We start from the raw sequence: 25,490 nt of genomic DNA on the forward strand, positions 1-25,490 counted from the left end.
TTTCCGGAAATTGCTGTCTCTTGATCACGCGATTTGTCTTCTTCAAACATTTCATGGCTAATTGAACGAAAAGTGGGTAGCGGTTTCCTCGCCTTTGTGCAATGCCCGTATATGTATACAGGCAATCAGATAATGATTTCAGGAAGCCTGGCAGACAATACGGATGCTTGCTGACGTGCAAACGGATAAAAACACTACTTCAAATACTGTATCGGTCGAGCCGAAGACTTATCGCGATGCGATGAGTCATTATGCAGGTGCTGTGCAAATTGTAACCACCGCGGGTGCGGCCGGGAGGCGTGGCCTTACTTTAACTGCTGCCTGTTCAGTTTCTGATAACCCGCCAACTCTTCTGATATGCCTGCAGAAAATGCATGAAGAGAACCTGCTTTTTATCAAGAACGGCGTATTTGCGGTTAATACGCTGGCAGGCTCGCATCAGCAGCTTGCCGATGCGTTTTCAGGGCGCATAGGGCTTACGCAAGACCAGCGTTTCGAGCTAGCACAATGGGACATAGTCGATACCGGTGCACCTGTACTCAAAGGCGCGCTGGCGGCTTTCGATTGTCGTGTGACAAGTGTGCAGGAGCATTCCACGCATCATGTATTGTTTGGCGAGGTCGTTGGCTTGCGTTCGAATGCTGACGAAGAAGCGTTGATTTATCTCAATCGTCGCTATCATACGCTGGAACTCTGAAATTGTTCGGGGGAGGGAGAATGTACAAGCGGGCTGGATTATTGGCGGGTTTGTTGCTGTTGACTGCGACATCCGCTTTCGCTCAAGGACCGCTCCCCCCGTTCAAAGATGATTATTTCGCCTATCCGGGCGTGCTAAGTAGCGCCGATAAGGGCGATTATAAAGTTATCGATTACAACGAAATGCGCGATATCAATGGTCGCGATTCCGTGCCTGAAAAGCGCGTTAAAGACGCTTATGTTTCGCTAAAAGCGCGTGCATATCAGAAAGATGTCGTTTTCCAGACGGCGGCAGGGCCGGTAAAGGCCATGGCAGCCGGAAAACAGAGCGGTGCATCGTTTATCGTCATCTATTTGCACGGGCGCGGCGGTAATCGTCTGCAAGGCATGAATGATTTTACCTTTGGCGGCAATTTCAACCGCGTGAAAAACCTTGCAGCGACTAATGGTGGACTTTATCTGACGCCGGACTTCAAGGATTTTGCGGCAACTGGCGAAGCGCAAGTGGCGGGGCTCTTGGAAGCTGCGAAAGCGACTTCACCATCTGCACCGCTTATACTGGCTTGCGGATCGCAAGGTGGGGCACTCTGCTGGCGTATAGCATCGAATGACAAGGCGGGTAATCAGCTCTCAGGTCTGATCCTATTGGGGTCTCTGTGGGACGAGGGCTTTTTCAAGTCGCCCGCTTTTAAAAAGCGGGTACCGGTTTTTTTCAGCCATGGCAGTCGCGATCCGGTTTTTACAATCGATAAGCAGGAAGGTTTCTACCGAGAAATCCGCAAGCGCTCGCCCGACTATCCCGTTCAGTTCCGTCGTTTTGAAAGTGGCAATCATGGCACACCGATCAGAATGAGCGACTGGCGCGAGATGTTGAACTGGATATTCACGAAACAATGATGATGTCGTTGGGGATGCTCAACGAAAAACCGGCATTGTGGCCTTCCTGCCACTCGACAATCCGTCAAAAGCGAATAGTTATCTCAGTTAAAATTTTACCTAATCAGCAGATCATAAGAGGTTGATCATGTACGGATGCACCCGCAACGGAGCCCGTTTGTTTTTTATTGCGATGCTGGCTCCTTTGGCTGCCGCTTGTACGACAACCACGCAGAATGCGACGGTTCCAGGAAAGTCAGAAGCACCAGTAACAGCTTCGACAGTTTCGCTGCCACGTTTCATTCCTACGTCGACAGTCGATTCGTCTTTGGCACAGCCTTGCATTACTGCTGCTGCCAACAAGTACTTCTTGCCTGAACGTGTGATTAGTGCCGTGAATTCTCGTCCGGGTGCCGGTGGTGGTACAGATGTTGACCTGAAGGTTGATCTGCGCACGGCAGTTTGTCAGGTTTCCGCAAGCGGTTCGGTTCGTTCGGTTATCGATACGTCGCCTAAGAGTGCTGATCAGGTTGCTGCTGAAGCTGCGGCTGCTCAGGCTGCATCGGCTGCGCCAGCACCGAAAAAGTCGAAGAAGAAGTGATTCAATAAAACTTCATAAGTTGCTAAAAAGGCAGGGATTTCCCTGCCTTTTTGTTTTTCATTTATTTAGGCTTTTCGCCATACCAGCGCGGCGTGTAAACCCACTCTCCACCTTCCGCGCGTGGAAAGCGGGCAGTGTGCGATGAGCCGACAATCACCACAGTTCGCATGTCGACATCATCAGGCGTGAGTTCACCGAGCGAAATAACGCGAGTTGTTTCGGCAGGTCTGCCAATATCGCGACCAAGTACTACCGGCGTTTCAGCATCGCGATACTGCCGGAGGATTTCCAGCGCACGGCCAAGCTGGTGCGGGCGGGCTTTGGAAATGGGATTATAGAAAGCCATTGCAAGATCGGCTTGCGCTGCCAGAGCCAAACGCTTCTCAATCACATTCCAGGGCTTCAGGTTGTCAGAAAGCGAGATGATGCAGAAATCGTGACCAAGCGGTGCGCCGATGCGGGACGCCGCTGCCATGGCCGCCGAAATGCCGGGTTGGATAACCAGTTCAACGCCGTGCCAAGCAACATCAGATGATTCATGCAGTGCCTCGACAACCGCCGCAGCCATGGCAAATACGCCCGGATCGCCGGAAGATACCATCACGACATTGCGGCCTGAAGCTGCAAGTTCAAATGCATGACGTGCACGCTGCATTTCTTCGCGATTGTCGGTCATGTGAATGATCTGATCGTCGCGGAAGGGGCCTGCCATACGGACATAGGTTTCATAGCCGAGTACGTCTTCGGCCTGTTCCAGATCACGCTGTACGGCTGGTGTCATCAGATCACGGGAACCGGGGCCAAGCCCAATAACTGTGAGCTTGCCGCGCTTGCGACCGATAAAAAGAACATCGGCAGGTGCTGATGCAACAACCAGTGTCAGGTTTTCAGTTGCTGTGTGTTGAACAGGGTTTTCGACAGAGGCCGTCGCAAGATCGGCATTGCCAGCAACAAAGCGTAATGGCGCATTCAGCGCTTTTGCTGTCTGATGGATATGCGGTGAAGCGCAATCTTTTTCGTGAGTAAGAAGCAGAGCAAGTGAGTCTATAGACAGGCCAGCATCGTCAAAGGCTTTCGTGATGAGGCTCGTCAGGTCTTCTTTTGGCTTTTCGATAGCGATGGCAATTGTTCGCGGATGATAGATCAGTTCATTTGGTTGTGGCGAGCGGGTTTCGGGCGTAATGCTGATTCTAAGCAGCCCATCGTCGGCAAGTGGCAGCTTTGAAGCGGTGAGCCAGCGAGAATTGCCTTTGATTTGTAGTGTTTGACCTGCAAGAAGGTCGGACATGAAAGTCTTGGCAGCGTCCGGATTGGCGAGTGTCAGTTCTGCCGGAGGATGAAGAAGGTTAATGCCAAAGCGCAACTCGCCAGTCGTGGTGATCGCGGGCGCGACTTCCAATGCATGAGCGATTGTTCGCGCCAGATCGTTGACACCTGACAGACCGCCAAGCAATGGCACGACAGCGCTGCCATCTTCCGCAACGGCGAGAACTGGTGGTTCGATGCGCTTGTTTTGCAGAAGGGGTGCAAGGGCGCGGATGATGATGCCTGAAGCGCACAAGGCGATCACAGGTCGGCCTTCTTCATAAAGTGCGCGGATTGCATCACCAAAATGAGCAAAGCTTTTGTCTGCACCTTGAACTCGTTTTTCCAGTCCCAGCACTTCCGCATTTCCAATTGCTAATTGCACTTCCCGCGCCGTGGAAATTGCAGCTTCGCTCAAGATCAGAATTGCAGGCTTCATGCGCCGTTCCATTTGCTGCCCGGAACGAGGATGATCGAGAAATAAGGGCAATCGCTACCACTCACCTCGGCCAATGGCGCAATACGCTGGTTTTGCATGGTTGCACGTTCGATATAGAGCGCACGATCCATCAGCCCAAGTTCGCTCAGCACATCACGAACCTTGTCGAGATTTTTGCCGAGTTTCATAATGGCGGCGGCCTCAGTACCTGCGAGACGTGTTTTGAGTTCTTCTGCGCTCATGACACCCGAAAGAATCGACAGGGTCTGGTTGCGGTAGACCAAGGGCGCGCCGAGCATGGCAGCGGCGCCCAGAACAGAGCAAACGCCAGGCACGACTTGCGTTTCGTATTTTTCAGACAGTCGGTCATGGATATACATGAACGAGCCATAGAAGAATGGATCACCTTCCGCGATTACGGCCACGTCGCGGCCTGCATCGAGATGGCTTGCAATCGTCCTAGTGATCTCGGCATAGAAATCGCTGACGATTTGCTCATAATCCATGTGGGCGGGCAGTTTTTCCGTTGTTACCGGATAGATAAGCGGTACCAAAGTCTGCTCTGAAGAGAGATAAGTCTCGACAATCGTCAGCGCATTGCCCTTTTTGCCCTTGGCAGCATGATAAGCGACCACGGGAGCCGATTTGAGCAGTCGAAGCGCTTTGAGCGTGATGAGTTCAGGATCGCCGGGGCCGACGCCCAGACCATAGAGTTTGCCTTTGAGAGCCATTATTCGCGCTCCGAAGCCAGTGCATTGACGGCAGCGGCTGTCATGGCGCTGCCACCGCGACGTCCGCGCACGATGACGAAAGGAACACCACGGCTGTTTTCAGCCAGTTCATCTTTGGATTCGGCAGCGCCCACAAAGCCGACCGGCATACCAAGAATAAGCGCAGGCTTGGGTGCCCCATTGTCAAGCATTTCAAACAGGCGGAAAAGGGCGGTTGGCGCGTTGCCTATAGCAACGATGCTGCCTTCAAGGTGTGGAAGCCAGAGGTCAAGGGCTGCGGCAGAGCGCGTGTTGCCAATCTTTTCCGCCAAGTCTGGAACCGATGGATCGTTCAGCGTGCAGATAACATCATTATTGGCTGGCAGTCGCGAACGGGTGATGCCTTCCGCAACCATGCGCGCATCGCAGAGAATCGGCGCACCGTTGAGCAATGCATCGCGACCGGCCTGTCCTGCTCCTTCTGAGAAGACGATGTCTTCAACAATATCAACCATGCCAGATGCGTGAGCAACGCGCACGGCGAGCTTTTCGAGGTCCGCAGGTATGCGGCTTAGATCGGCCTCAGCGCGGATGATGGCGAAGGAGCGGTCATAAATGGCTTGCCCATCGCGGATGTAATCTGTCATGGCGTCCGCTTTTGCTATTTGTTCAGCAGCTTTGCTGCCTCATCAATGGTGATGTTTGACGCCAATAGCCGTCCGAAGCGAGCTGGTCCAGCTTTGTCTTGCAAAAATAGGTCGTAATGCATTGGGGAGCGGGCGAGAAGCGTGTGTGGCAAGGGAGAAAGAGCAGCGCAGGATTTGGCGCAGCCTGTGATGTGAATCTGTGTGGTGTCGTTTTGTAGCTCACCTGCAAGCTTTTCTCCGTCTGCCTGTGTGTCTGAAAGGGCAGAAGCACAGCCTTTGGAACCGGAACAGGCCCGAAGGCGGGCGGCAGGGGAGGCTGGCTCGGTTGAGAAGCCCAAGGCATGTAGCTCGCTGATGATGCTCTTGCCTTCAGCTTCCGCAATATGCGGGATCAGGATGCCTTGCCATGGGGTGAGATGCAGTTCTTTGCTTGCAAGCTTGTTAAGCCCACGCAGTTGCTGTGGTGTCAGGCGACCAAGAAACGGCATGGCACCGACATAAAAGTGACCGTCGAGTTGGCGATGTAAGCCAAGATGCGCTTGCCCGATGGGTGCTTTGCGCTGCCAGCTTACGGGTGCATCAAATGGAAATGGAAGCGTTCGGAGAAATTCTGCGATCGGCATCACCTCGAAGAGGTGCTTCATGCGGGCAATGCCTTTTTGGCTCGCCGCAAGGAAATGTTGTAGCAGAGCCTCGATAAAAGGCAGGGCATGATCGCTTGGAACTGCGCCAAGCGCTTTTTTGTCAGGCGAGGAAGCCAGTCCAAACGTATAGGCCTTGCCACCTTCAATTGCCGAGAGCCAGATGTCGCCTGGATGCGAAACCATAGCGCAATCTTCGCCACCGTCGATCTGGAGCGAAAATTTGGGTGATAGCGCGTGATAAGTTTCATTTTTCTGCAAAATGGAAAGCAGCTTAGCCGCTAACCCGGTCACATTGCTGATTTGGTTGGGATCAATACCAGCAGTCGGGCTGACCATGACATTACGAACATCATCAGCCGCCGCGTTTTCCGCACCAAGCCCGGCCTCATGAAGTGCACTAATTACATTCGGCCAGACGTCGGGATGAATTCCGCGAAGCTGAATATTGGAGCGAATCGACAATTCAATCGCGCCTGTTTCAAATCGTTCGGCGATATCTGCGATAGCTTGAGCCTGTGCCACGCTGAGCCTTCCGAGTCGAAGCTTGATGCGGGCGATTGCGCCGTCCTTGCTCATCACCATGCGCGAAAGCCCCGGACAGGCACTACGCCGGTCGGGTCTGATAGCAATGGTCTGGCTATTTTGCTGGCTCAACATATTTGCCTTATACGCCTTCGCGCTTGCACTTGCTACTGCACCGCCATACGAACAGAGAAAAGGAGCAATGCTTATGAGCTGCTGGCTGACAATTATTGGTATTGGTGAGGATGGGCTGGCGGGGCTTGGAAAGAACGCCCGCGACGCGCTCACCAGTGCTGATGTGATTTTCGGCGGCAAGCGGCATCTGGCCTTTATCAATCCTGACGTTCAAGCCGAGCGGATTTCGTGGCCTTCACCGTTTGATGATGCATTTCCAATGATCGAAGCCCAACGTGGCAGGCAAGTTGTCGTGCTGGCAAGCGGTGATCCGATGTTCTTTGGCATGGGCGCTTCGTTGAGCCGGCATTTCTCGACACAGGATATGCAGATCATCCCGTTTCCATCGTCATTGTCACTGGCTGCAAGCCGCATGGCGTGGCCGTTGCAAGGGGTACGCACGATCAGCGTGCATGGGCGCCCGTTTGAACTGCTAGCACCGCATATATTGCCGGGCGAGAAAATTCTTGTCCTCAGTCATGATGGAACAACACCTGCAAAAACTGCTGCACTTCTCAAGGCCAAAGGCTTTGGTCAAAGCCGTCTGACGGTGCTTGAGCACCTGGGTGGACCAAAGGAAAAATCTATCAATGAGACCGCTGATGATTGGCCGCACGAAAACTGCGCCGATCTCAATGTGCTGGCAATTGAATGTATTGCTGCGTCCGATGCGGTAGTTTTTTCGCCTGTCAGCGGATTGCCAGACCGTGCTTTTGAAAATGACGGGCAACTGACAAAACGCGATGTACGCGCAGTGACACTCTCACGGTTGCAGCCTTTCCCGCATCAGATTTTATGGGATGTCGGTGCAGGTTGCGGTTCGATTGGTATTGAATGGATGCGTGTTCATCCGACTTGTCGGGCGATCGCAATCGAAGCTGATGAAAACCGGCAGAAACTCATTGAGCGCAACGCGTGCGCCCTGGGCGTGCCCGGTTTGCAGCTTGTGAAAGGGGAGGCGCCGAAGGCGTTGAGCGGCCTTGAAGCGCCAGATGCTATTTTTATCGGCGGTGGTGTAACGGACGCGGGCGTGATTGAAGCTTGTTGGTCATCCCTAAAGCCCGGTGGGCGATTGGTAGCTAATGCCGTCACACTGCAAAGCGAAATGCAGCTTTTCAACTGGCGTCAGCAGCATGGTGGTGAGCTGACAAGGCTGCAACTCGCGCAAGCAGGCGGCCTTGGTTCTTTTGATGCTTGGCGTCAGGCACTGCCTGTCACAATTTATTGCGGCTTTAAAACGAAATGATGACTTGAATCGTCATGTTATGTTCGGTTAAGGCTTGGTCGTTATTTCTGATGAGGAGACAGGCATGTCCGAATTGAGCCTGAACGCCAACGCTCGTATCGCACTCGACAACCCTGACCATATTGTTAATCAGCTGCTTGATCATTTTGATGAACATGGTGATGTGGTGCGGCAGGATACCAGCGCCAGACTCGTTCTTAGTTTCGGACAAGCGGAAGTTCGATGGGATCATGAGGCTGTCGACGTAGATGTTCGCAGCGACGATGACGCCGGCCTTGCCTATATGAAGCTGGCAATCGCTTCCCACATATTGGAGTTTCTCGACAAGGAAGATACTGCACCGAAGATACGCTGGGTTGGCGATGGTGCAGCCGGGGAACCGCTCCCATATTTTCGTGAAATGAAGGTCGTGTCTGTTTCCAACGTCACGCCCCACATGCGCCGTGTGCGTTTGCAGGGCAATGATCTCAAGCGTTTTTCACAACATGGCCTGCATATCCGTCTTCTTTTCCCGCAGAAGGCACTGGCGCAACCGCAATGGCCAGTCATGGGGGAGGATGGCCGTCCGGTCTGGCCGGAAGGCGAAGCGCAGATCGTGGCGCGTGTTTATACAATTCGCCAGATTGATGTCGATGCTGGCTGGGTTGACATCGACATGGTTATTCATGGCGATGATTGTGACGCGCCAGGGTCTGGTTGGGCAATGAGCGTCAAGCCGGGTGATATTGTCGGCATGACCGGTCCGGGTGGCGGGGATGCAGCCCAGGATGCAAGCTGGTATCTGCTGGCTGGCGACGAAACAGCACTGCCAGCAATCGGACGAATTCTGGAACGTCTCCCGGCGGGTGTTAAGGCCGTTGTACGTGTTGAGATTGATAATGCTGCGGAAGAGCAGGTTATTCAGTCAAAGGCTGATGTTGATTTACAATGGTTGCATCGTAATGGCAAAGAAGCAGGAACCACCACGCTTTTGCAGGATGCTGTTCGTGCGGTCGAATTGCCTGAAGGTGAAGAGAATATCTACGTCTGGGCAGGTTGTGAATTCAATGCGTTTCGCGCAATCCGCACCTATATGCGCAAAGAGCGCAATGTACCCAAAGACAAGCAGTTGATCGTTGCCTATTGGCGGCGTGGTAAGGACGGAGATAATGCTCGCCGCGGAGCGGATGATTGAAAAAGGGGACCTTCTGGTCCCATTTTTCTTTGGTTATCTGCGGAAGCCTTCGCTGGCTATCATCAGGTTTTTTGTATAGTCGGCGTTGATAGTGCCGTTTACCAAGTCTGTAGCTTCAAGTTGCTCGATCACTTCACCGTTGCGCATCACGGCAAGTCGTTCACACATATGCGTAACGACACCAAGATCGTGGCTGACCATAACGAAGGTCAGTTTGCGGTCACGACGCACCTGTTCAAGCAGGTTGAGCACTTCTGCTTGGACTGATGCATCAAGTGCCGAAGTTGGTTCATCAAGAAGCAGAATACTTGGTTCAATGATGAGTGCACGCGCAATCGCAATACGCTGGCGCTGACCGCCAGATAGCTGGTGCGGATAGCGGAAGCGAAATCCAGAGCCTAATCCCACTTCATCAAGAGCGCGAACAATGCGTTGTTCAGTATCGCCAATGCCATGTACTGCAAGCGGCTCAAGCAAGAGGCGATCGACTGTCTGGCGTGGATGCAGTGAGCCGTAAGGGTCCTGAAACACCATCTGAACATTGCGATAGAACGCTTTGTCGCGCGGTGTTCTGAGCTTCTTGCCATCAATTCGGATTTCACCGTCATCGACAGGTGCAAGACCGGCTACGGCACGCAGAAGCGTGGACTTACCGGAACCGGATTCGCCAACCAGACCATAGGATTCTCCAGGTGCCACATCAATGCTGACTGATTTCAGCGCGTGGAACTCATCAAAGAAAACGTCGACTTTATCGACGCTAAGAGCTGGAGTGGTACTCATAGACGCCATGCCTCCTCACGCTGCAAGGTGGGTAATGGATGGTGGTTTGACCCAAGTTTTGGCATGCAGTTGAGCAGTCCTTGCGTATAGGGGTGTTTCGCATTGGCGAGATCGCTCGCCGCGATTTCCTCAACGATTTTTCCTGCATACATGACGATCACGCGGTCGCAAAAAGATGAAACAAGCCGCAGATCGTGACTGACAAAGATCAGCCCCATGCCGCGCTCTGCCACGAGCTTGTCGAGAATACCAAGAACTTCAAGCTGAACCGTCACGTCGAGTGCCGATGTTGGTTCATCGGCAATCAGCATTTCCGGTTCTGCTACCAGCATCATGGCGATCATGACGCGTTGTCCCATGCCCCCCGATACTTCGTGCGGATAGAGCTTCATGACACGCTCAGGATCGCGGATTTGTACTGCTTCCAGCATGGCAATTGAACGGGAGCGTATTTCCGCACTCGAAAACTTGCCGTGGGCTTTCAGCGTTTCCGCTATCTGTTTTCCAATGGTCATCACCGGATTGAGCGAATATTTTGGGTCCTGCAACACCATTGCAACCCGCCCCCCGCGCAGGCTGCGACGCTCCCGCGGCGAAGCTTTAAGAAGATCAATACCGTCGAATTCAAGTTTTTTCGCGGTTATCTTCGCATGGGGTGGGGTCAGGCCCATGATGGCACGCCCGGTTTGAGATTTACCGGAGCCTGATTCGCCGACAATCCCGAGACGCTCACGACCAAGCGTAAAGCTTACGCCGCGCACGGCTTCAATGGCACCTGTGCGGGTTGGGAAAGTGACGCGGAGGTCTTCAACTGTCAGAAGTGGCTTCATTGGTTGTTACCCCGCGGATCAAGTGCATCGCGAAGGCCATCGCCGAGGAAGTTGAATCCAAGACTGACGATGAGGATTGCAATACCCGGCATGGCTGCAACCCACCACTGATCAAGAATGAAACGGCGACCTGAAGCAATCATTGCGCCCCATTCAGGCAATGGCGGCTGAGCACCGAGGCCAAGGAAGCCGAGGCCTGCTGCGGTCAGAATGATGCCGGCCATATCAAGCGTGACACGCACAATCAGAGACGATGTGCAAAGTGGCATGACGTGCCGCAGGATGATACGGAATGGTGAGGCACCCATCAGACGCACAGCGGAGATGTAATCCGAATTGCGAATGGTCAGCGTTTCAGCGCGTGCAATACGTGCGTAAGGTGGCCATGAGGTGATTGCGATGGCGATGATGGCATTTTCGATGCCCGGTCCTAATGCTGCAACAAAGGCGAGTGCCAGAATAAGCTTTGGAAAGGCAAGGAAAATGTCTGTAATGCGCATGAGAACAGCGTCAACCCAGCCACCAGCATAACCTGCAACCGTACCGACCAGAAGCCCGATAGGTGCTGCAATAATGGCAACCAGAAGCACGACATAGAGTGTCAACCGTGAACCGTAGATCAGACGCGAAAGAATATCTCGACCCTGATCATCGGTGCCGAGCCAGTAACCTGGTGTTCCCGGAGGGAGCAGGCGGGCATTGGCGAGGTCACCCGTATAAGGTGAGTGCGGTGCCAGTAGAGGAGCGAAGGCTGCAACCAGTAGCAGCGCAATGATGATAAGCAGACCCAGAACGGCAAGCTTATTGGCGGTGAAGCGCCGCCAGATCATATAGGATCGGCCGAGGCGCGCCTGCATACGCGATTGCGGACGCTCGGAGAGCAGCCATTCGCGCCATGAAAGATTGGATGTTTCTGTCATTTGGCTCATCGTGCGCGCGTCCTTGGGTCGAGAAGCCGATACAGCAGATCGGAAACAAGATTGAGCGCGATAAACACCGACCCGATGATGATTGTCCCACCGAGAACGGCATTCATGTCAGCATTTTGCAGTGAATTGGTGATGTAAAGACCAAGTCCCGGCCATGAGAAGATTGTCTCGGTCAGAACGGAGCCTTCGAGAAGACCAGCATAGGACAATGCAATGACGGTCACCAGCGGCACAGCCGCATTACGAAGAGCATGACCCCAGATGATGCGGGTTTCCGAAATACCTTTCGCACGCGCAGCCACAATGTATTCCTGTTCAAGTTCGTTGAGCATGAAGGAGCGCGTCATACGGCTGATATAGGCTAGAGAGAAATAGCCAAGCAAAGCCGATGGCAAAACGAGGTGCGAGACGATGTTTCGCAATGCTTCCCAGTCGCGCTGTAGGATTGCGTCAACCAGATAAAAGCCGGTAATTGGCGTAAAAGTATACTCGAATGTTATGTCAATGCGTCCCGGACCGGCGGTCCAGCCAAGGCGTGCATAGAAAACCAGCAGTGCGAGCATACCAAGCCAGAAAATCGGTACGGAATAGCCCACAAGGCCGATCACCCGAACGATCTGGTCGATAATGCTGCCGCGCTTAACTGCGGCAAGGACGCCAAGCGGAATACCAAACAGAGCGCCGATAATCGTGCCGATGGTTGCGAGTTCCATCGTTGCAGGGAACACTCGACGAATATCTGTCATCACCGGGTTTGTGGTCAGAACAGATGTGCCGAAATCCCCTTGCAGGACACCTTTTACATACAGATAGAACTGCTGGTAATAGGGCAGGTTGAAGCCCATTTCTTGACGCACACGCTCAACCACATGTGAGGGGGCACGGTCGCCGACGATAGCCAGAACAGGATCAATCGGCACAACGCGGCCGATGAAAAATGTGACGGCCAGAAGGCCGAGATATGTGGTGATGACGATCACCAGAAAACTGGCAATCGCCAAAGCGATGGAAGAGGAGCGCCGTCGGGCGCCCCTCTTTTTCTTTACAGGTGTTATTGTACTCAATTGTCTGACCGATTTTCAGCTCAGTCTTTGCTGACTGGTGCGAGGAAATTTGAGTCGAATGTTGGTCCGAGCTTGTAGCCCTTCACGTCGCCGCGAAGACCTGCAACTTCGATCTGCTGGAACAGCATCACAAACGGGCTTTCTTTGAGAGCTTCCTCTTGAAGCTTCTTATATTCGTCCGCACGCTTTTCATTGTCGCGTTCAAGCAATGCTGCCTGAGTCTGCTTGGTCAGTTCCGGAATTGCCCATGCATTGCGCCATGCCAGAGTCTTGGTGGATGCATCGTCACTATTGTCAGGATTTGATGTGAATGCTTCAGCATTCGAATTCGGATCCCAGTAATCCATGCCCCACTGACCGATATAGAGGTCGTGGTTACGTGCGCGGTACTTGGTCAGCGTCTGCTTGCCGTCACCCGGTATAATGTCGATCTTCACGCCCGCTTTTGCAGCCGACTGCTGGAAGGATTCGGCAATACCTGTAACTGGCTGCGTGTTACGCACATCGAAAGTTACCTTGAGGCCATCTTTCAGGCCAGCCTTTGCCAGAAGTTCCTTCGCCTTATCGACATCAAGCTTGTAAGGGCTTGCGTCGAGCGCGCCGAGAACACCCTTGGCCTGATAGGTCTGACGGACTTCGCCGATGCCCTTGATGAGGGTCGAACCGATTGCATCGTAATCAACCAGATATTTGAAGGCTTCACGAACTTCCGGCTTTGCGAGCTCGGCGTTCTTCTGGTTGAGGCTGATGTAATAGACAGTGCCCTTCGGAGCACTGGCGACTGCCAGATCCTTGTTTTTCTGTACAGCTTCCAGATCACCCGGTTCAAGGTTACGCGCAACATCGACGTCACCCGATTCAAGCATCAGGCGCTGCGTGGCGCTTTCCTTGACGTGACGATAGAATACGCGGGCGAGCTTGGCTTTTTCACCATAGTAATTGTCGTTGCGTTCGAGAACGACAACTTCATTGGCACGCCAATCGCGGATTTTGAACGGGCCAGAGCCGGCATAACCGGTTTTCAGCCATGCAGCGGCATAGTCAGTGTCATATTTGTAATCGTCGGTTGGCGTGACTTTAACAGAATGCTCTTCCAGCAGCTTCTGGTCAACAATCGCGCCGATAGTGGCGGTGAGGCAGTTCAGCACGAAGCTTGGTGCATAAGCCTTGTCCACTTTCAGTACGAAAGTCGTGTCATCGACAGCCTTGGCATTTTCGATGACGTTTTCGCCATTGAGACCAAACTGGGTCAGAATGAAAGCCGGGCTTTTGTCGAGACGTACAGCGCGCTCAAACGTGTAAGCCACGTCTTTTGCGGTCAGCGGATTGCCGGAAGCAAACTTGATACCTGGCTTCATCTTGAATGTGTAGGTGAGGCCATCTTCCGAGATTGTCCAGCTTTCAGCCGCACCCGGTACAACTTTTGACGTGTCATTTATATCAAGACGCACCAGCATATCATAGGCATTACCGATGAATTCTGCTGGTGACAGCTCAAAGGATTCCGCTGGGTCGAGCGTAATAGTGTCGTCAATCGCCCATGCCTGAACGAGCGTATCGGCAGGAGTTGCCGACAATGCCGGATTTGCAGCCATGAGTGTAGCTAGGGCTGCACCTGCCGCGAGAAGACGCAAACGTCCGAGATTCTTCATTCTAGTTCCCTTTCTATATTTCTGTTTGTGTTCAGGCGGCTTCGTGCCATGCCTGTTTTAAAACGCGTATCCAGTTGCCGCGGCAGAGCTTTGTAAGTTCCTCACCGTTGTAGCCTGCATTCTGCAAGGCGATAACAAGGTTCTGTTGTCCTGCTGCATCGCCGATTTCGGCCGGAATGGTTGCGCCATCATAGTCGGAACCGAGCGCCACGCAATCAATGCCCATACGCTCAACCATATAGTTGATGTGACGCACCATGTCTGAAAGCGGTGTATTTGCATTCTCAATGCCGTCGGGGCGCAGCATGGTCGTCGCATAATTGAGACCGACAAGCCCCTTGCTTTCACGAATGGCATCCATCTGACGGTCGGTCAGGTTGCGTGCAACAGGCGTCAAAGCATGGGCGTTCGAATGGCTGGCAACCAGCGGCTGATCACTGAGTTTTGCCACATCCCAGAAGCCCTTTTCAGTGATGTGAGCAAGGTCAATGAGAATGCCTTTGCGATTGCACTCCTTAACCAGCCGCTCACCAGCTTCCGTCAGGCCTGGGCCTGTGTCAGGGCTCATCGGGAATGCGAAAGGCACGCCATGCGCGAAAATATTGTTGCGGCTCCAGACAGGTCCGAGTGAGCGTAAACCTGCTGCATAAAACACATCGAGCGCTGCAAGATCTGCATCGATGGCTTCACAGCCTTCCATATGAAGAACGGCTGCGAAGGTATCGCTGTTGATCGTTGCATCAAGGTCAGCACCATTGCGGCAGAGTTTCCAGCCACCAGCTTCTTCAAGGCGCAAAGCAAGCGAAGCAAATTGGAGCGCGATGTCGAGGGAAGGGGTGCGTTCTAACGGAGGTGAAAGCGGTGTTATATAATGTCCATTGGCATCCACCTTGCCCAACTCGATGTGCTCGCCTGATGGAATATAGATTGCGCATATACCACCAGAAAGGCCACCTTTGCGAGAACGCGGCAGATCGATATGACCAATCTTGGTGCCGTCTATAAATTCCCTAATCGGATCACCACCGTGTCGCTGGTTTTCCCAAAGACGCAGAAGGACATCATTATGTCCGTCGAAAACGCGCTGCATATTTCATTCCTAGCTGAACGGCTGGATTAGCCTTGCCGGTCAATTCAAAGCCGGTTTGAAACGGGAAACGATATGCTGACAATTTTTTCGGAATTGCAGATGCCGATAGCCCGCTTGAACCTTTGATATATAAGATGTTGCTCGCCAGAGGAGTCAAGCTCTCTCCTGTAAATGCCGAGTTTTCCAGCATGTGAAATGGTGCAAAAACAAAGGGCTGCACAGTGTGTGCAGCCCTTTTGCAAAAACAGCATATGTTAATGCCTAAATGGAATGATCTTCTGCGGCAAAAACCAGTGGTCTTATTCCAACGTTTGTATGCCTTGGTTCATGCCAGTGAGCAAAGTTGGAATCAGGAAAACCACTAGCAACTATATGCATCTAGTGGATTTTTCGAATTTGACGTTTGAACCAGCACATGTGTCAGCCGGGATTCGAATGTCAAATTTACTAGAAGCGATAGTTCAATCCTGCCTTGATCGAATGATTCTTAAGGTTGTTCGTCTGGCTGACACCGTTTACCTTGGACTTTACGTCACCAAAGCGCTGGAAGTCATATTCAGCCTTAACCGAAAGTGGCCCGGAAATAGCCTGTTCAACACCAGCGCCGATAAGCGCGCCACCTTCCCAACCTGGGCCGGATGTAGTTGCGTCCTTAGGTTTGAACTTTGTTACGCCATAACCGGCGGTGCCGTAAACGAGTGTTTTGTCGAAAGCATAACCAACTTTACCCTTGGCATTGGCATTCCAGGACTGCTGTAGGCTGCCGCCATTGCCAATGCGGTGTTCAGCTTCTGCGAAGTTGCCTTCCAGCTCGCCACCAAACACGATGTTCCCGCTTTGCATGTTTTTGCCGACCACCGCGCCGCCGAGAAGGCCTGTGCGATTCGTGAACGGGCCGGGAACTTTCGATGATGAAGCACCAATCTGCGCGCCTACATAGTTACCCGACCAGTCGTGTGGACCAGATGCAACAGGTTCATTGTAGTTGTAATTATTGTTGTCCATCATATCGGCAGCGGACGCCGAGCCAGCAGAGATAGCGAGTGCGGCACCGAACGCCGCGGCGATGTGGGAACGCTTCAACATTTTTTACTCCAGTTTTTCCGCCGAATACGCTGACGGAAAATATTCATGAATTCTCTTTGAAGGACCGAATTCCGGCTTCCTTCAATCTGGTTATGTCCTCGCTTGTGATTGTGTCCAAATTTAAGAAAACTCGAGTGAATTCGCTAACCAAAGGCTGCGTTTCTGGGGGTATGATTAATGAAAAGATAACGCCAGAGAGCGTTTCGATCTGACTGAATCAAATCAGTTCTCTAACCTTTTGTTTTATCGCGCATTTTTTTCCGAAAACCGTTGCACACTTCGGAACGCTCTCTAAGCGCTGTTCATTCTTGCAGTTAGGTGTTCGAGAAACTAAAACTTAGCTTATATAAGCTTCAGTCCACGCATACTAACGTGGCCGTGTTTCCCAATGATAATGTGATCATGTACCGAAATGTTCAATGCCTTGGCAGCTTCGATTAGAAGCTTGGTCATTTCTATATCCGCTCGCGATGGTGTTGGATCACCTGATGGATGATTATGAACAAGGATAATTGCAGTCGCTGAGAGCTCGAGCGCGCGCCGCATGACTTCGCGAGGATAGACAGGTGTGTGGTCAACAGTTCCTTGTTGTTGCACTTCGTCTGCAATGAGACGATTTTTCTTATCGAGAAACAAGACTCGAAATTGTTCACGTGTTTCATAGGCCATTGCTGCAGTGCAGTAAGCAATAACCTGGCTCCACGACCCCAGTAACTCGCGTTCCATCACTGCGCTACGGGCAGATCGCTTCGCGATTGCCTCAACAATTTTCAGCTCCAGCGCTATCGAGGGGCCAACACCGGGAGTTTCGGTAAGCAGTTTTTCGGAGGCGCCCAATACTTCTGCCAAAGTCCCAAAGCGACTTAGCAACGATTTTGCCAGAGGTTTTGTGTCTGCGCGTGGAACGACCCGAAACAACAGCAGTTCGAGCAATTCATAGTCCGCCAGCGCGTCGGGTGCGTTCTTGAAACGCAGCCTCAATCGATCCCTATGGCCTAAATGGTGAGGTTTCTCCAGAGAAGCTAGAACTCTGATACCTTCATCGAAACCGGGAAACTCAAAATTTCCCGGATAATTATCTTTTGCTGCCATTCTGTTTAAACCCCCGCAGAAACAGTCGACAATTCTAAGCAGATTAGCGCATGGTTGGCGGGCCGAAAACATTTTTCGGTGACAGCGTGAAAATCTCGCAGCCGTCTTTAGTGACGCCAAGGGTATGTTCATATTGTGCTGTCAGCGAACGATCGCGCGTCACAGCTGTCCAGCCATCTGAAAGCACTTTCACGCCCGGTTTGCCTAGATTGATCATCGGCTCGATCGTGAAGATCATGCCTTCCTTGATTTCGACGCCTTCGTTGACAGTGCCATAATGCAGGATATTCGGTGCGTCATGGAAAAGCTGGCCAACGCCGTGGCCGCAAAAATCGCGCACTACGGAGCAGCGTTCGCCTTCGGCATAAGTCTGGATCGCCGCGCCGATTGCGCCGGTTTTTACACCCGGTTTTACCGCTGCAATGCCACGAAGCAGGCTTTCATAGGTCACTTCGAGCAAGCGTTCTGCTGCGCGTTTGATCTGGCCTACACTATACATACGGCTGGAATCACCGTGCCAGCCATCGAGCAGATAGGTGACGTCAATGTTGACGATGTCGCCTTCGCGTAGAGGCTTATCGTCCGGAATGCCGTGGCAGACTACGTGATTGATTGAGGTGCAGGTCGACTTTGTATAGCCGCGATAGTTAAGCGTCGCCGGGAAGGCGCCATTATCCATGCCGAACTGAAACACGAAGCGGTCGATTTCATTCGTTGTGACGCCCGGTTTTACAATGTCATTCAATTCATCAAGGCAACGTGCGGTGAGGTTGCAGACCTTGCGCATACCTTCGAACGCATCCGGGCCGTAAAGCCTTATCTGCCCAGTATATTTCATAGGTGCGCTCGTCGCTTCGATATAAGTCACCATTTCGATCCGTCTTTCTCAAGCGCCTTTAAATCCGTGTTCATCAGACCGGCGCTTTATTCATTTATTGTTTCGCACTTGCTGTGCGAAAGCCGTTTCACTCTCTTCTGGATGCCCTCAGTTATTCTATCGGCACCAGAGTTTCAGCGGTGATGCCATTTTCTGTTATTTGGCATCGAATAGCCCTAGCCTCAACCCCGGCCGCTCGTGCGCGTTCAAATGCGCGGGCATAAGCCGGATCAAGATCGCCTGAGATGCTGAATCTGTTGCAATCGCTTCGCTGGATAATAAACACCATCACGCCCCGATATCCAGCGGATACCACATCAACAAGTTCATCAAGATGTTTTGCACCGCGCACGGTTACAGTATCTGGAAATTCGGCAAGGAAAGGTGTGCGGATGAAGTGGACATTTTTCACTTCGACATAGGCGCGGGGCTGGTCACCTTCATCAAGCAGAATGTCGATCCGCGAGTTCTTGCCATATTTCTGTTCACGTTTGAGAAGCCCGTAGTTGTTCAGATCGGGAATCATGCCGGAAAGAATGGCTTCCTCCGCAATCCTGTTTGGAAGTCCCGTATTGACGCCGACCAGTGTGTTGTCTGCTTCAACGATTTGCAGCGTATGTCGATATTTGCGGTGAGGGGCGTCTGAGACGCTCAACCAGACGCGGGAGCCGGGAGTAGTCAATCCGAGCATGGAACCAGTGTTGGGAACTGAAGCAGTAATGAAGCGGCCATCATCGAGCGTGATGTCGGCGAGAAATCTTTTATAACGTCGCTCTAAGCGACCTGCGACAAGGGGAGTTTGGAAAAGCATAAGCCGGTGTAGGCGCATGACCGCTTTGTTGCAAGTATGCGCCAGGGATTTAGAATAGTACTTTGACGACGTCGGCCCAGCTCATATCTGCACCCAATACCAGCATCGCAACAACAAGCCCTGCACTGAGCAGAGTAAGAGTTGTTCTTGCTTCATTTGTCATTTTCACCAACACCAATCCATCTTTGAATTGGTGAAAATTTGCGCGGAATTTAGTCCGCAATATGATGTGAAAACGACTATTCGGGGTAATTTACGGGCAATTTTTAGTAGAGGTAAAAGGGCGCGAAAGCGCCTATTCCTTGACCCAGTTGAAGACCAGCTCTTCACGGAACGCAAAACGCACGACGTGGCTTGCAACGACGTCTTCCATTTGGGAAAGACATTCTTCAGGCGCCTCCACCGTGGTGACGAGATTTTCTGGGCTGGCATCCATCACTACCACGCGATTCTCGCCAAGATCGATTCGACCATGCTCCGGCGTGAATTCAACAGTGAATTTGTGAGCCCAATGTTTGCACAGTTGTTGCAAATAGCGGCTGGCGTGAGCGGTCGGTACGATTGCTTTGGTTCTAGACATAATCTTGCTGTCCAATTTCAAGTTTTACGGACAGTTCGTAACATTGCTGCCGACGCTATGTCACCTACCAGTACTTCAATTTTTGGAAGAAAAACAAAAACCAGCAAGTGGTACGCCCAAGGGGAATCGAACCCCTGTCTGCGCCGTGAAAGGGCGCTGTCCTAACCGCTAGACGATGGGCGCCTGTTGCTGGTGTGGGTCGGCTTATATGGAGGAAATTTAAATCACGCAAGTCCTTTTTTGGAAAAAATCAAAGAAAATTTTGAGCGCGTGTTTTTTATATGTTTCTTTCAAATCAAGAAGATACGGCGGCTTATGCAAAGACAGCATGAGGAACGGGAGCGACAATGGCCTGTGTCACTCTTCACCGTGCGGAATAGCAATAAAATGTTCTGAGAAAGAAAAACCAACAAGTGGTACGCCCAAGGGGAATCGAACCCCTGTCTGCGCCGTGAAAGGGCGCTGTCCTAACCGCTAGACGATGGGCGCCTGTTGCTGGTGTGAGTGGGCTTATATTCAGGAAGATACTGACTCGCAAGCCCTTAATATAACTTTTCTAAAAAAAACTCGTCTGATTGCCATTTTTTTCGCAGGCGACGGATTTGCGGCACTGCAACTATATGAAAAACAATGAAAAAGCCGGATTTTTAATCCGGCTTGACTTATTGTGATTATCTTTTGCAACTCCAGTTCCAGTCACGTTCTGGCCCAATATCAACATGAACAGCAGTTGTATGGCAGTAGGTGCCCACACCGCCCCGTCCAGGCATATTGCGGGCGAAGCGCGCGATTTCGTGCTTGGAAACGCCAGAAATTTGAATGTCCGCCGCGGCGCAGATCATATGAAGTGATTTGCGCGCACCATTGACCTTGCGGTTGTAGGAAGGGCTACGATAGCCGGAAGTAACCATGACCGGCTTGCGGAAATGCCGTTCCATGGTTTTCAGCATGGTGACAAGCTGAGGCTTAAGGCAGGCAACATCAACTGTTTCGCGCTGAACCTTCAATCCATTGGGGGCTAGACGAGCAAGCCCTGGAGCCGATGCGAGCTGAACGGATGCGTAATCGTCATATTCATTCGCATCTATATCGCTGTCGTCATAGATGCTCTTGCGATGCTTGATTTCGAAGCCGCCATTCGGGCGCACGCCAGGTAAGGAATAATTATATTCACGTGTAGATTTTGCGGCAGGTCTTATAACTGCGAGCTTCTTGTTTTGCGATGTACCAGAGCTATTTGCTGATTCATCGGAGAAGAGACGAGCGATGCTACCTTGGCCTGCCGTTGTGTTGGGGCGCGGGGGGGCAGCATAAGCGCTGGCATTTTTTGCAGACCCAAAAAGTGATGTCACTTGTGTAGGTTTTTCAGATTCTGCGGGCTTCGGCGCTTCAGCTTGTTTGGCTTCTGCCGCAGTTGGCTTGGCTTCCGGTGCTTGAACTTGCTCTTTTGTCTGCTCCGGCTTTGCTGATTCAGTTGTTTCAGGTGCTGCTGTTGGATTCACAGACTGTTCAGCTGGCTTTTTGCCAAAGATGCCAAACAGGGACGTGGATTTCGTCTGAGGAGCGAGTGCTGCAACCTGAATAGAATCGTCTTGGTTCGGTTGGACATCGTTTGCCGCTACTGTTACCGGCTTTTGTTCTGTATCGGTGGGTTTGGTTTCGGCGACAGCAGCTTTAGCTTTTTCAGTCGTTGCTTCGTTTCTTTTTATTTCAGCCTTGCCGGATTCTGTCGCTGCTTCAGCTGCAACTGTCTGATCGGCCGCACTCTGAAGAGTATCGGCAATCATGGAACCATCGGCGTTATTCGTCATTTGTAAAGGCGAAGTGCCATTTCCGGTTGAAGTGCAGGATGCAAGTACAAGTGCGAGCAAAGCTACGCTGCTTGTCAGCAATCTGCCGGTCTTCCGGTGTGAAGGTTCTGCAAATTTCAATGTCTGCTCCAGCTCGACGTCCCTGCTGTTTTATCAGCTTATCGGGATTGATCAGTCCGACGAACCGGAAACCCGCGCCCGCCTGGTTTCGGGAGATAGGATCCCCCGTGTGAGTCTCGCCGGTTTAAAAGAAGGCGAAGTGACTCACAGAAACCGGTCATTTGTACCGGGGTAGATAAACCAAGAGTTTCAGCACTTTAAAGCGACTACACCACATCTGTAAACGCATTTGAGTGCGAATATACAAATCACTCGGTGATAAGTAATAACTAATTTTTAGGATTTTTAACTGCCAAACGCAACTATTGAAAGTGCTATATGTTGCGGGGGCGGTTACTACACCCTTTAAACTACCATGATATAACGCAATGTTACTATTTGTAATTTTTAGTTATACTTATTTCTCATTCATATTTCCATCGCTGTCGAATGAAGCCAATCGCAACTCACTTGTTGACATGATGCATCGAGTTAGTGCTATCCATTCCCCACTATAGTATCTGTTATGCGCTAGGTAATATATTTAGCGTCTTCTGAGCATCAGGATCGGGACCCGAAACATGACCAAAAGCACACGGAAGTTTGCCAATCTCATGCTGGCAGCAACAGCCGTGGCGCTTCTCGCGGGTTGTGCCGGTGGACCTGAGTTTCAGGGGGCGCCTCAGGAAGGCGCGAAGCGGACGGATACCTATCCGACTTTTGGTCGTATGCCAAAGGCTGCGACTACACAGATTACGCCGGAAGAAAAAGCGCAGCTTATGTCTGGCCTCGATTCTGATCGCACGCGTCTAGCGGCCACACGTTCTTCCAATGCGACTCTCACGCCAGCTCAGGCCGCCGCATTGCGCAAACAGGCACAGGAAGAAACAGACGCGACCCTGAAGCAGATCGAAGCTGGGGAATAACGAGCTTTTCTTTCTGTAAAAGCTTCGTCGCAGAACTGTAAGAAGTCTCGACCCGATTCGATAACAAGTGTATAGCTCCTAACCTGGTGCATACGCGCCATTTCATTCAACCCTCTTTTGGAACAGGATCATGTCGGAAGAATTTCATAAAGTCCGTCGCTTGCCACCTTATGTCTTTGAACAGGTAAATCGCCTGAAGGCATCAGCGCGAGCGGCCGGAGCCGACATCATTGATCTCGGAATGGGCAATCCTGATCTGCCGACGCCAAAGAACATCGTCGACAAACTTTGCGAAGCTGTTCAGGATCCGCGCGCGCATCGTTATTCGTCATCGAAGGGCATTCCCGGTCTGCGTCGTGCGCAGGCACAATATTATGCGCGTCGTTTTGGTGTGAAGCTCAACCCGGATACACAGGTTGTTGCGACGCTTGGTTCCAAGGAAGGCTTCGCCAATATGGCGCAGGCGATCACGGCGCCCGGCGATGTCGTGCTTTGTCCGGATCCAACCTATCCGATTCATTCTTTCGGCTTCATCATGTCGGGCGGTGTGATCCGTTCGATTCCTGCGAAGCCGGATGAGGATTTCATTCGTGCACTGGATCGTGCGGTCAAGCACTCCATTCCAAAGCCGCTCGCACTTATTCTTAACTTCCCTTCTAACCCGACTGCCTATATCGCGACCCTTGATTTCTACAAGGATGTGGTCGATTTCGCGCGCAAGAATGATCTGATCATTCTGTCGGATCTCGCATACTCGGAGATCTATTTCGATGATAACAACCCGCCACCATCGGTTCTTGAAGTGCCGGGTGCGATGGATGTTGCTGTCGAGTTCACTTCGATGTCGAAGACATTCTCGATGCCGGGCTGGCGCATGGGCTTTGCGGTTGGCAATGAACGCCTGATCGCAGCGCTGACACGCGTAAAGTCCTATCTTGATTATGGTGCATTCACGCCTATTCAGGTTGCAGCAACCGCAGCTCTCAATGGTGATGGCTCTGACATTGCTTATGTTCGGAATGTCTATAAGCAGCGTCGCGATGTGCTGGTCGACAGCTTTGGCCGTGCAGGCTGGGATGTGCCGCCACCAGCGGCAACCATGTTCGCATGGGTCCCGATTCCTGAACGTTTCCGTGCGCTGGGCTCGCTCGAATTCTCCAAGCTGCTGGTTGAAATGGCCGATGTGGCTGTTGCGCCGGGCGTAGGCTTTGGCGAACACGGTGATGAATATGTTCGTATCGCATTGGTCGAGAACGAACATCGCATCCGTCAGGCTGCGCGTAACATCAAGCGCTTCCTGTCCGCCAAGGACGAGAATGTGCAGAACATCATTCCGCTTGAAGGTCGCCGTTAAGCGATTTTAACCGGACAAAGCAGGGGCCGTCTTCTGGTCGGCCCTTGTTTCCCACCACATACAAATTCAACAAATCGGAAAGACAGAACAATGAGTGATGCATTGCGGATCGGCGTTGCCGGACTGGGCACCGTTGGTGCTTCGGTGTTGCGTATTCTACGTGACAAGGCCGAAATGCTCACTCGTCAGTGCGGCAAGCCAGTTACTGTTACTGCGGTGAGCGCACGCGACCGAACGCGTGATCGCGGTATCGATCTTGATGGCATTGAATGGGTTGATGATCCAATCGAACTTGCCAAAAATGCTAATATAGATGTTTTTGTTGAGCTGATCGGTGGCGATGAAGGCCCGGCCAAATTGGCGGTTGAAACCGCCTTGCGTACCGGTCATCATGTTGTGACGGCCAACAAGGCGCTTCTCGCAAAGCATGGCGTGGCGCTTGCCAGGATTGCCGAAGAGAAGGGCGTTCTTCTTAATTTTGAAGCAGCCGTTGCTGGCGGTATTCCGGTCATCAAGGCGATGCGTGAATCACTCACCGGCAATACGGTGTCGCGCGTTTACGGCATCATGAATGGTACTTGCAACTACATCCTAACCCGGATGTGGGAAGAGGGCATTTCGTTTGAAGATTGCCTCGCTGACGCGCAGCGCCTCGGTTATGCTGAAGCTGATCCAACTTTTGACATTGAAGGCAATGACACCGCACACAAGCTTGCGCTGCTCACAAGCCTTGCATTTGGCAGCCAGATTGCTGCCGATGATATTTATCTTGAAGGTATCAGCAATATTTCCCTGGCCGATATTCGCGCTGCCGATGAGCTTGGATATCGCATCAAGCTGCTTGGTGTCGCACAAAAGACCGATACTGGTATCGAACAGCGCGTGCATCCCACCATGGTTCCCACCTCGTCGGTGATTGCCCAGGTGCATGGTGTGACCAATGCGGTTGCAATCGAAACCGATCTTTTGGGTGAATTGCTGCTTTCCGGTCCGGGTGCAGGTGGCAATGCTACGGCTTCAGCTGTAATCGGCGATCTCGCAGATATTGCCAAAAGTCGTCCCGGCTTTCAGCATGGCCCGGTTTTCGGTACTCCTGCGAAAGCCTTGCAGCCATATAAGCGGGCAAAGATGCGCAAACATGCAGGCGGTTATTTCATTCGCCTGACGGTTTATGACCGTATCGGAGCCTTTGCTGGAATTGCCAAGCGTATGGCTGAGAACGACATTTCGCTTGAATCAATCGTTCAACGTCCTTTGATGGATAGTGACGTAAGTGATGGCATCAAGACTGTTATCCTTGTGACCCACGAAACAACTGAATCCGCTGTGAAGAAAGCTCTTGAAGCAATTCTCAAGGACGATCATCTGGTCAACAAGCCGCAGATGATCCGCATCGAACGCGCAGGCTGATTATATCCGTTAGTGTTGCCGCTCTTGAAGGGCGGCAACGATTTTGCTAAGAATCATTCATC

General features: G+C 52.0%; 25 protein-coding genes and 2 tRNA genes. 8 read left to right on the top strand and 19 right to left on the bottom strand.

Annotated elements, in window-relative coordinates; translation table 11 throughout:
- Positions 1 to 163 precede the first annotated feature (163 nt).
- The 3 genes from H5024_RS06235 (at position 164) to H5024_RS06245 (ending at position 2,173) form a co-directional block, all read left to right on the top strand.
- Positions 164 to 697 (top strand): flavin reductase, encoded by a 534-nt coding sequence (locus H5024_RS06235; protein WP_187544514.1) that lies wholly within the window; start codon positions 164 to 166, stop codon positions 695 to 697.
- 20 nt (positions 698 to 717) lie between these two features.
- Complete coding sequence (locus H5024_RS06240) at positions 718 to 1,593, top strand: alpha/beta hydrolase (RefSeq protein WP_187544515.1); 876 nt, start codon at positions 718 to 720, stop codon at positions 1,591 to 1,593.
- Positions 1,594 to 1,720: 127 nt separating this feature from the next.
- Entirely contained in the window at positions 1,721 to 2,173 is a 453-nt protein-coding gene (locus H5024_RS06245; protein WP_187544516.1) for a hypothetical protein, read from the top strand.
- 61 nt (positions 2,174 to 2,234) lie between these two features.
- Here H5024_RS06245 and cobJ read toward each other — a convergent pair whose 3' ends face one another.
- From cobJ to cobG, 4 genes are read right to left on the bottom strand one after another with little or no spacing between them, the layout of a single operon-like run.
- Positions 2,235 to 3,917, bottom strand: coding sequence for a precorrin-3B C(17)-methyltransferase (gene cobJ / locus H5024_RS06250; RefSeq protein ID WP_187544517.1), 1,683 nt, complete (start codon positions 3,915 to 3,917; stop codon positions 2,235 to 2,237).
- On the bottom strand, positions 3,914 to 4,648 hold the full coding sequence (locus tag H5024_RS06255; RefSeq protein WP_187544518.1) for a precorrin-2 C(20)-methyltransferase: 735 nt from the start codon (positions 4,646 to 4,648) through the stop codon (positions 3,914 to 3,916). Before H5024_RS06255 ends, cobJ begins: the two co-directional genes overlap by 4 nt.
- The gene (locus H5024_RS06260; RefSeq protein WP_187544519.1) at positions 4,648 to 5,274 is read right to left on the bottom strand and encodes a precorrin-8X methylmutase; all 627 of its coding nucleotides are present in this window, start codon (positions 5,272 to 5,274) and stop codon (positions 4,648 to 4,650) included. Before H5024_RS06260 ends, H5024_RS06255 begins: the two co-directional genes overlap by 1 nt.
- A 14-nt stretch (positions 5,275 to 5,288) precedes the next feature.
- On the bottom strand, positions 5,289 to 6,575 hold the full coding sequence (cobG, locus tag H5024_RS06265) for a precorrin-3B synthase (RefSeq protein ID WP_187544520.1): 1,287 nt from the start codon (positions 6,573 to 6,575) through the stop codon (positions 5,289 to 5,291).
- A gap of 73 nt (positions 6,576 to 6,648) precedes the next feature.
- Between cobG and cbiE the strand changes: the two genes are divergently transcribed.
- A complete protein-coding gene (gene cbiE / locus H5024_RS06270) occupies positions 6,649 to 7,860 on the top strand; it encodes a precorrin-6y C5,15-methyltransferase (decarboxylating) subunit CbiE (RefSeq protein ID WP_187544521.1) in 1,212 nt (403 codons plus the stop codon).
- Between the two features lie 64 nt (positions 7,861 to 7,924).
- Positions 7,925 to 9,034 (top strand): siderophore-interacting protein, encoded by a 1,110-nt coding sequence (locus H5024_RS06275; protein ID WP_187544522.1) that lies wholly within the window; start codon positions 7,925 to 7,927, stop codon positions 9,032 to 9,034.
- Positions 9,035 to 9,067: 33 nt separating this feature from the next.
- Here H5024_RS06275 and H5024_RS06280 read toward each other — a convergent pair whose 3' ends face one another.
- The 15 genes from H5024_RS06280 to H5024_RS06350 form a co-directional block, all read right to left on the bottom strand.
- The gene (locus H5024_RS06280; RefSeq protein WP_187544523.1) at positions 9,068 to 9,817 is read right to left on the bottom strand and encodes an ABC transporter ATP-binding protein; all 750 of its coding nucleotides are present in this window, start codon (positions 9,815 to 9,817) and stop codon (positions 9,068 to 9,070) included.
- Positions 9,814 to 10,647: an ABC transporter ATP-binding protein gene (locus H5024_RS06285; protein ID WP_187544524.1), complete on the bottom strand. Its 834-nt coding sequence runs from the start codon at positions 10,645 to 10,647 to the stop codon at positions 9,814 to 9,816. Before H5024_RS06285 ends, H5024_RS06280 begins: the two co-directional genes overlap by 4 nt.
- Positions 10,644 to 11,576: a nickel transporter permease gene (gene nikC, locus H5024_RS06290; RefSeq protein WP_187544525.1), complete on the bottom strand. Its 933-nt coding sequence runs from the start codon at positions 11,574 to 11,576 to the stop codon at positions 10,644 to 10,646. The genes H5024_RS06285 and nikC overlap by 4 nt, the downstream gene beginning before the upstream one ends.
- Complete coding sequence (locus H5024_RS06295) at positions 11,573 to 12,640, bottom strand: ABC transporter permease (RefSeq protein ID WP_187544526.1); 1,068 nt, start codon at positions 12,638 to 12,640, stop codon at positions 11,573 to 11,575. Before H5024_RS06295 ends, nikC begins: the two co-directional genes overlap by 4 nt.
- A 20-nt stretch (positions 12,641 to 12,660) precedes the next feature.
- The gene (locus tag H5024_RS06300; RefSeq protein ID WP_187544527.1) at positions 12,661 to 14,292 is read right to left on the bottom strand and encodes an ABC transporter substrate-binding protein; all 1,632 of its coding nucleotides are present in this window, start codon (positions 14,290 to 14,292) and stop codon (positions 12,661 to 12,663) included.
- 31 nt (positions 14,293 to 14,323) lie between these two features.
- Entirely contained in the window at positions 14,324 to 15,382 is a 1,059-nt protein-coding gene (locus H5024_RS06305; protein ID WP_187544528.1) for a dipeptidase, read from the bottom strand.
- Positions 15,357 to 15,602 carry a hypothetical protein gene (locus H5024_RS06310; protein ID WP_187544529.1) on the bottom strand — a complete coding sequence of 82 codons (246 nt, stop codon included), beginning with the start codon at positions 15,600 to 15,602 and terminating at the stop codon, positions 15,357 to 15,359. The genes H5024_RS06305 and H5024_RS06310 overlap by 26 nt, the downstream gene beginning before the upstream one ends.
- A gap of 227 nt (positions 15,603 to 15,829) precedes the next feature.
- On the bottom strand, positions 15,830 to 16,468 hold the full coding sequence (locus H5024_RS06315) for an outer membrane protein (protein ID WP_187544530.1): 639 nt from the start codon (positions 16,466 to 16,468) through the stop codon (positions 15,830 to 15,832).
- 342 nt (positions 16,469 to 16,810) lie between these two features.
- Complete coding sequence (radC, locus tag H5024_RS06320) at positions 16,811 to 17,560, bottom strand: DNA repair protein RadC (RefSeq protein WP_187544531.1); 750 nt, start codon at positions 17,558 to 17,560, stop codon at positions 16,811 to 16,813.
- Positions 17,561 to 17,603: 43 nt separating this feature from the next.
- Positions 17,604 to 18,431: a type I methionyl aminopeptidase gene (gene map, locus H5024_RS06325; protein WP_187544532.1), complete on the bottom strand. Its 828-nt coding sequence runs from the start codon at positions 18,429 to 18,431 to the stop codon at positions 17,604 to 17,606.
- Between the two features lie 118 nt (positions 18,432 to 18,549).
- Positions 18,550 to 19,248 carry a DNA/RNA nuclease SfsA gene (gene sfsA, locus H5024_RS06330; RefSeq protein WP_187544533.1) on the bottom strand — a complete coding sequence of 233 codons (699 nt, stop codon included), beginning with the start codon at positions 19,246 to 19,248 and terminating at the stop codon, positions 18,550 to 18,552.
- 295 nt (positions 19,249 to 19,543) lie between these two features.
- Positions 19,544 to 19,828, bottom strand: a complete 285-nt coding sequence (locus H5024_RS06335) for a DUF2218 domain-containing protein (protein ID WP_187544534.1) — start codon at positions 19,826 to 19,828, stop codon at positions 19,544 to 19,546.
- Between the two features lie 108 nt (positions 19,829 to 19,936).
- Positions 19,937 to 20,011: transfer RNA gene (locus H5024_RS06340), tRNA-Glu, on the bottom strand.
- A 231-nt stretch (positions 20,012 to 20,242) separates the two neighbouring features.
- Positions 20,243 to 20,317 (bottom strand) — tRNA-Glu (locus H5024_RS06345).
- A gap of 182 nt (positions 20,318 to 20,499) precedes the next feature.
- Positions 20,500 to 21,759 carry a D-Ala-D-Ala carboxypeptidase family metallohydrolase gene (locus H5024_RS06350; protein ID WP_187544535.1) on the bottom strand — a complete coding sequence of 420 codons (1,260 nt, stop codon included), beginning with the start codon at positions 21,757 to 21,759 and terminating at the stop codon, positions 20,500 to 20,502.
- Between the two features lie 560 nt (positions 21,760 to 22,319).
- Here H5024_RS06350 and H5024_RS06355 point away from each other — a divergent pair.
- The 3 genes from H5024_RS06355 to H5024_RS06365 all read left to right on the top strand — a co-directional run bounded on the left by H5024_RS06355 (position 22,320) and on the right by H5024_RS06365 (position 25,428).
- The gene (locus H5024_RS06355; RefSeq protein ID WP_187544536.1) at positions 22,320 to 22,664 is read left to right on the top strand and encodes a hypothetical protein; all 345 of its coding nucleotides are present in this window, start codon (positions 22,320 to 22,322) and stop codon (positions 22,662 to 22,664) included.
- A gap of 130 nt (positions 22,665 to 22,794) precedes the next feature.
- Complete coding sequence (locus H5024_RS06360; protein WP_187544537.1) at positions 22,795 to 24,018, top strand: LL-diaminopimelate aminotransferase; 1,224 nt, start codon at positions 22,795 to 22,797, stop codon at positions 24,016 to 24,018.
- A gap of 90 nt (positions 24,019 to 24,108) precedes the next feature.
- Positions 24,109 to 25,428, top strand: coding sequence for a homoserine dehydrogenase (locus H5024_RS06365; protein WP_187544538.1), 1,320 nt, complete (start codon positions 24,109 to 24,111; stop codon positions 25,426 to 25,428).
- Positions 25,429 to 25,490: the final 62 nt, after the last annotated feature.

Origin of the sequence: Ochrobactrum sp. Marseille-Q0166, assembly GCF_014397025.1 — a bacterium.
Classification (GTDB): domain Bacteria; phylum Pseudomonadota; class Alphaproteobacteria; order Rhizobiales; family Rhizobiaceae; genus Brucella.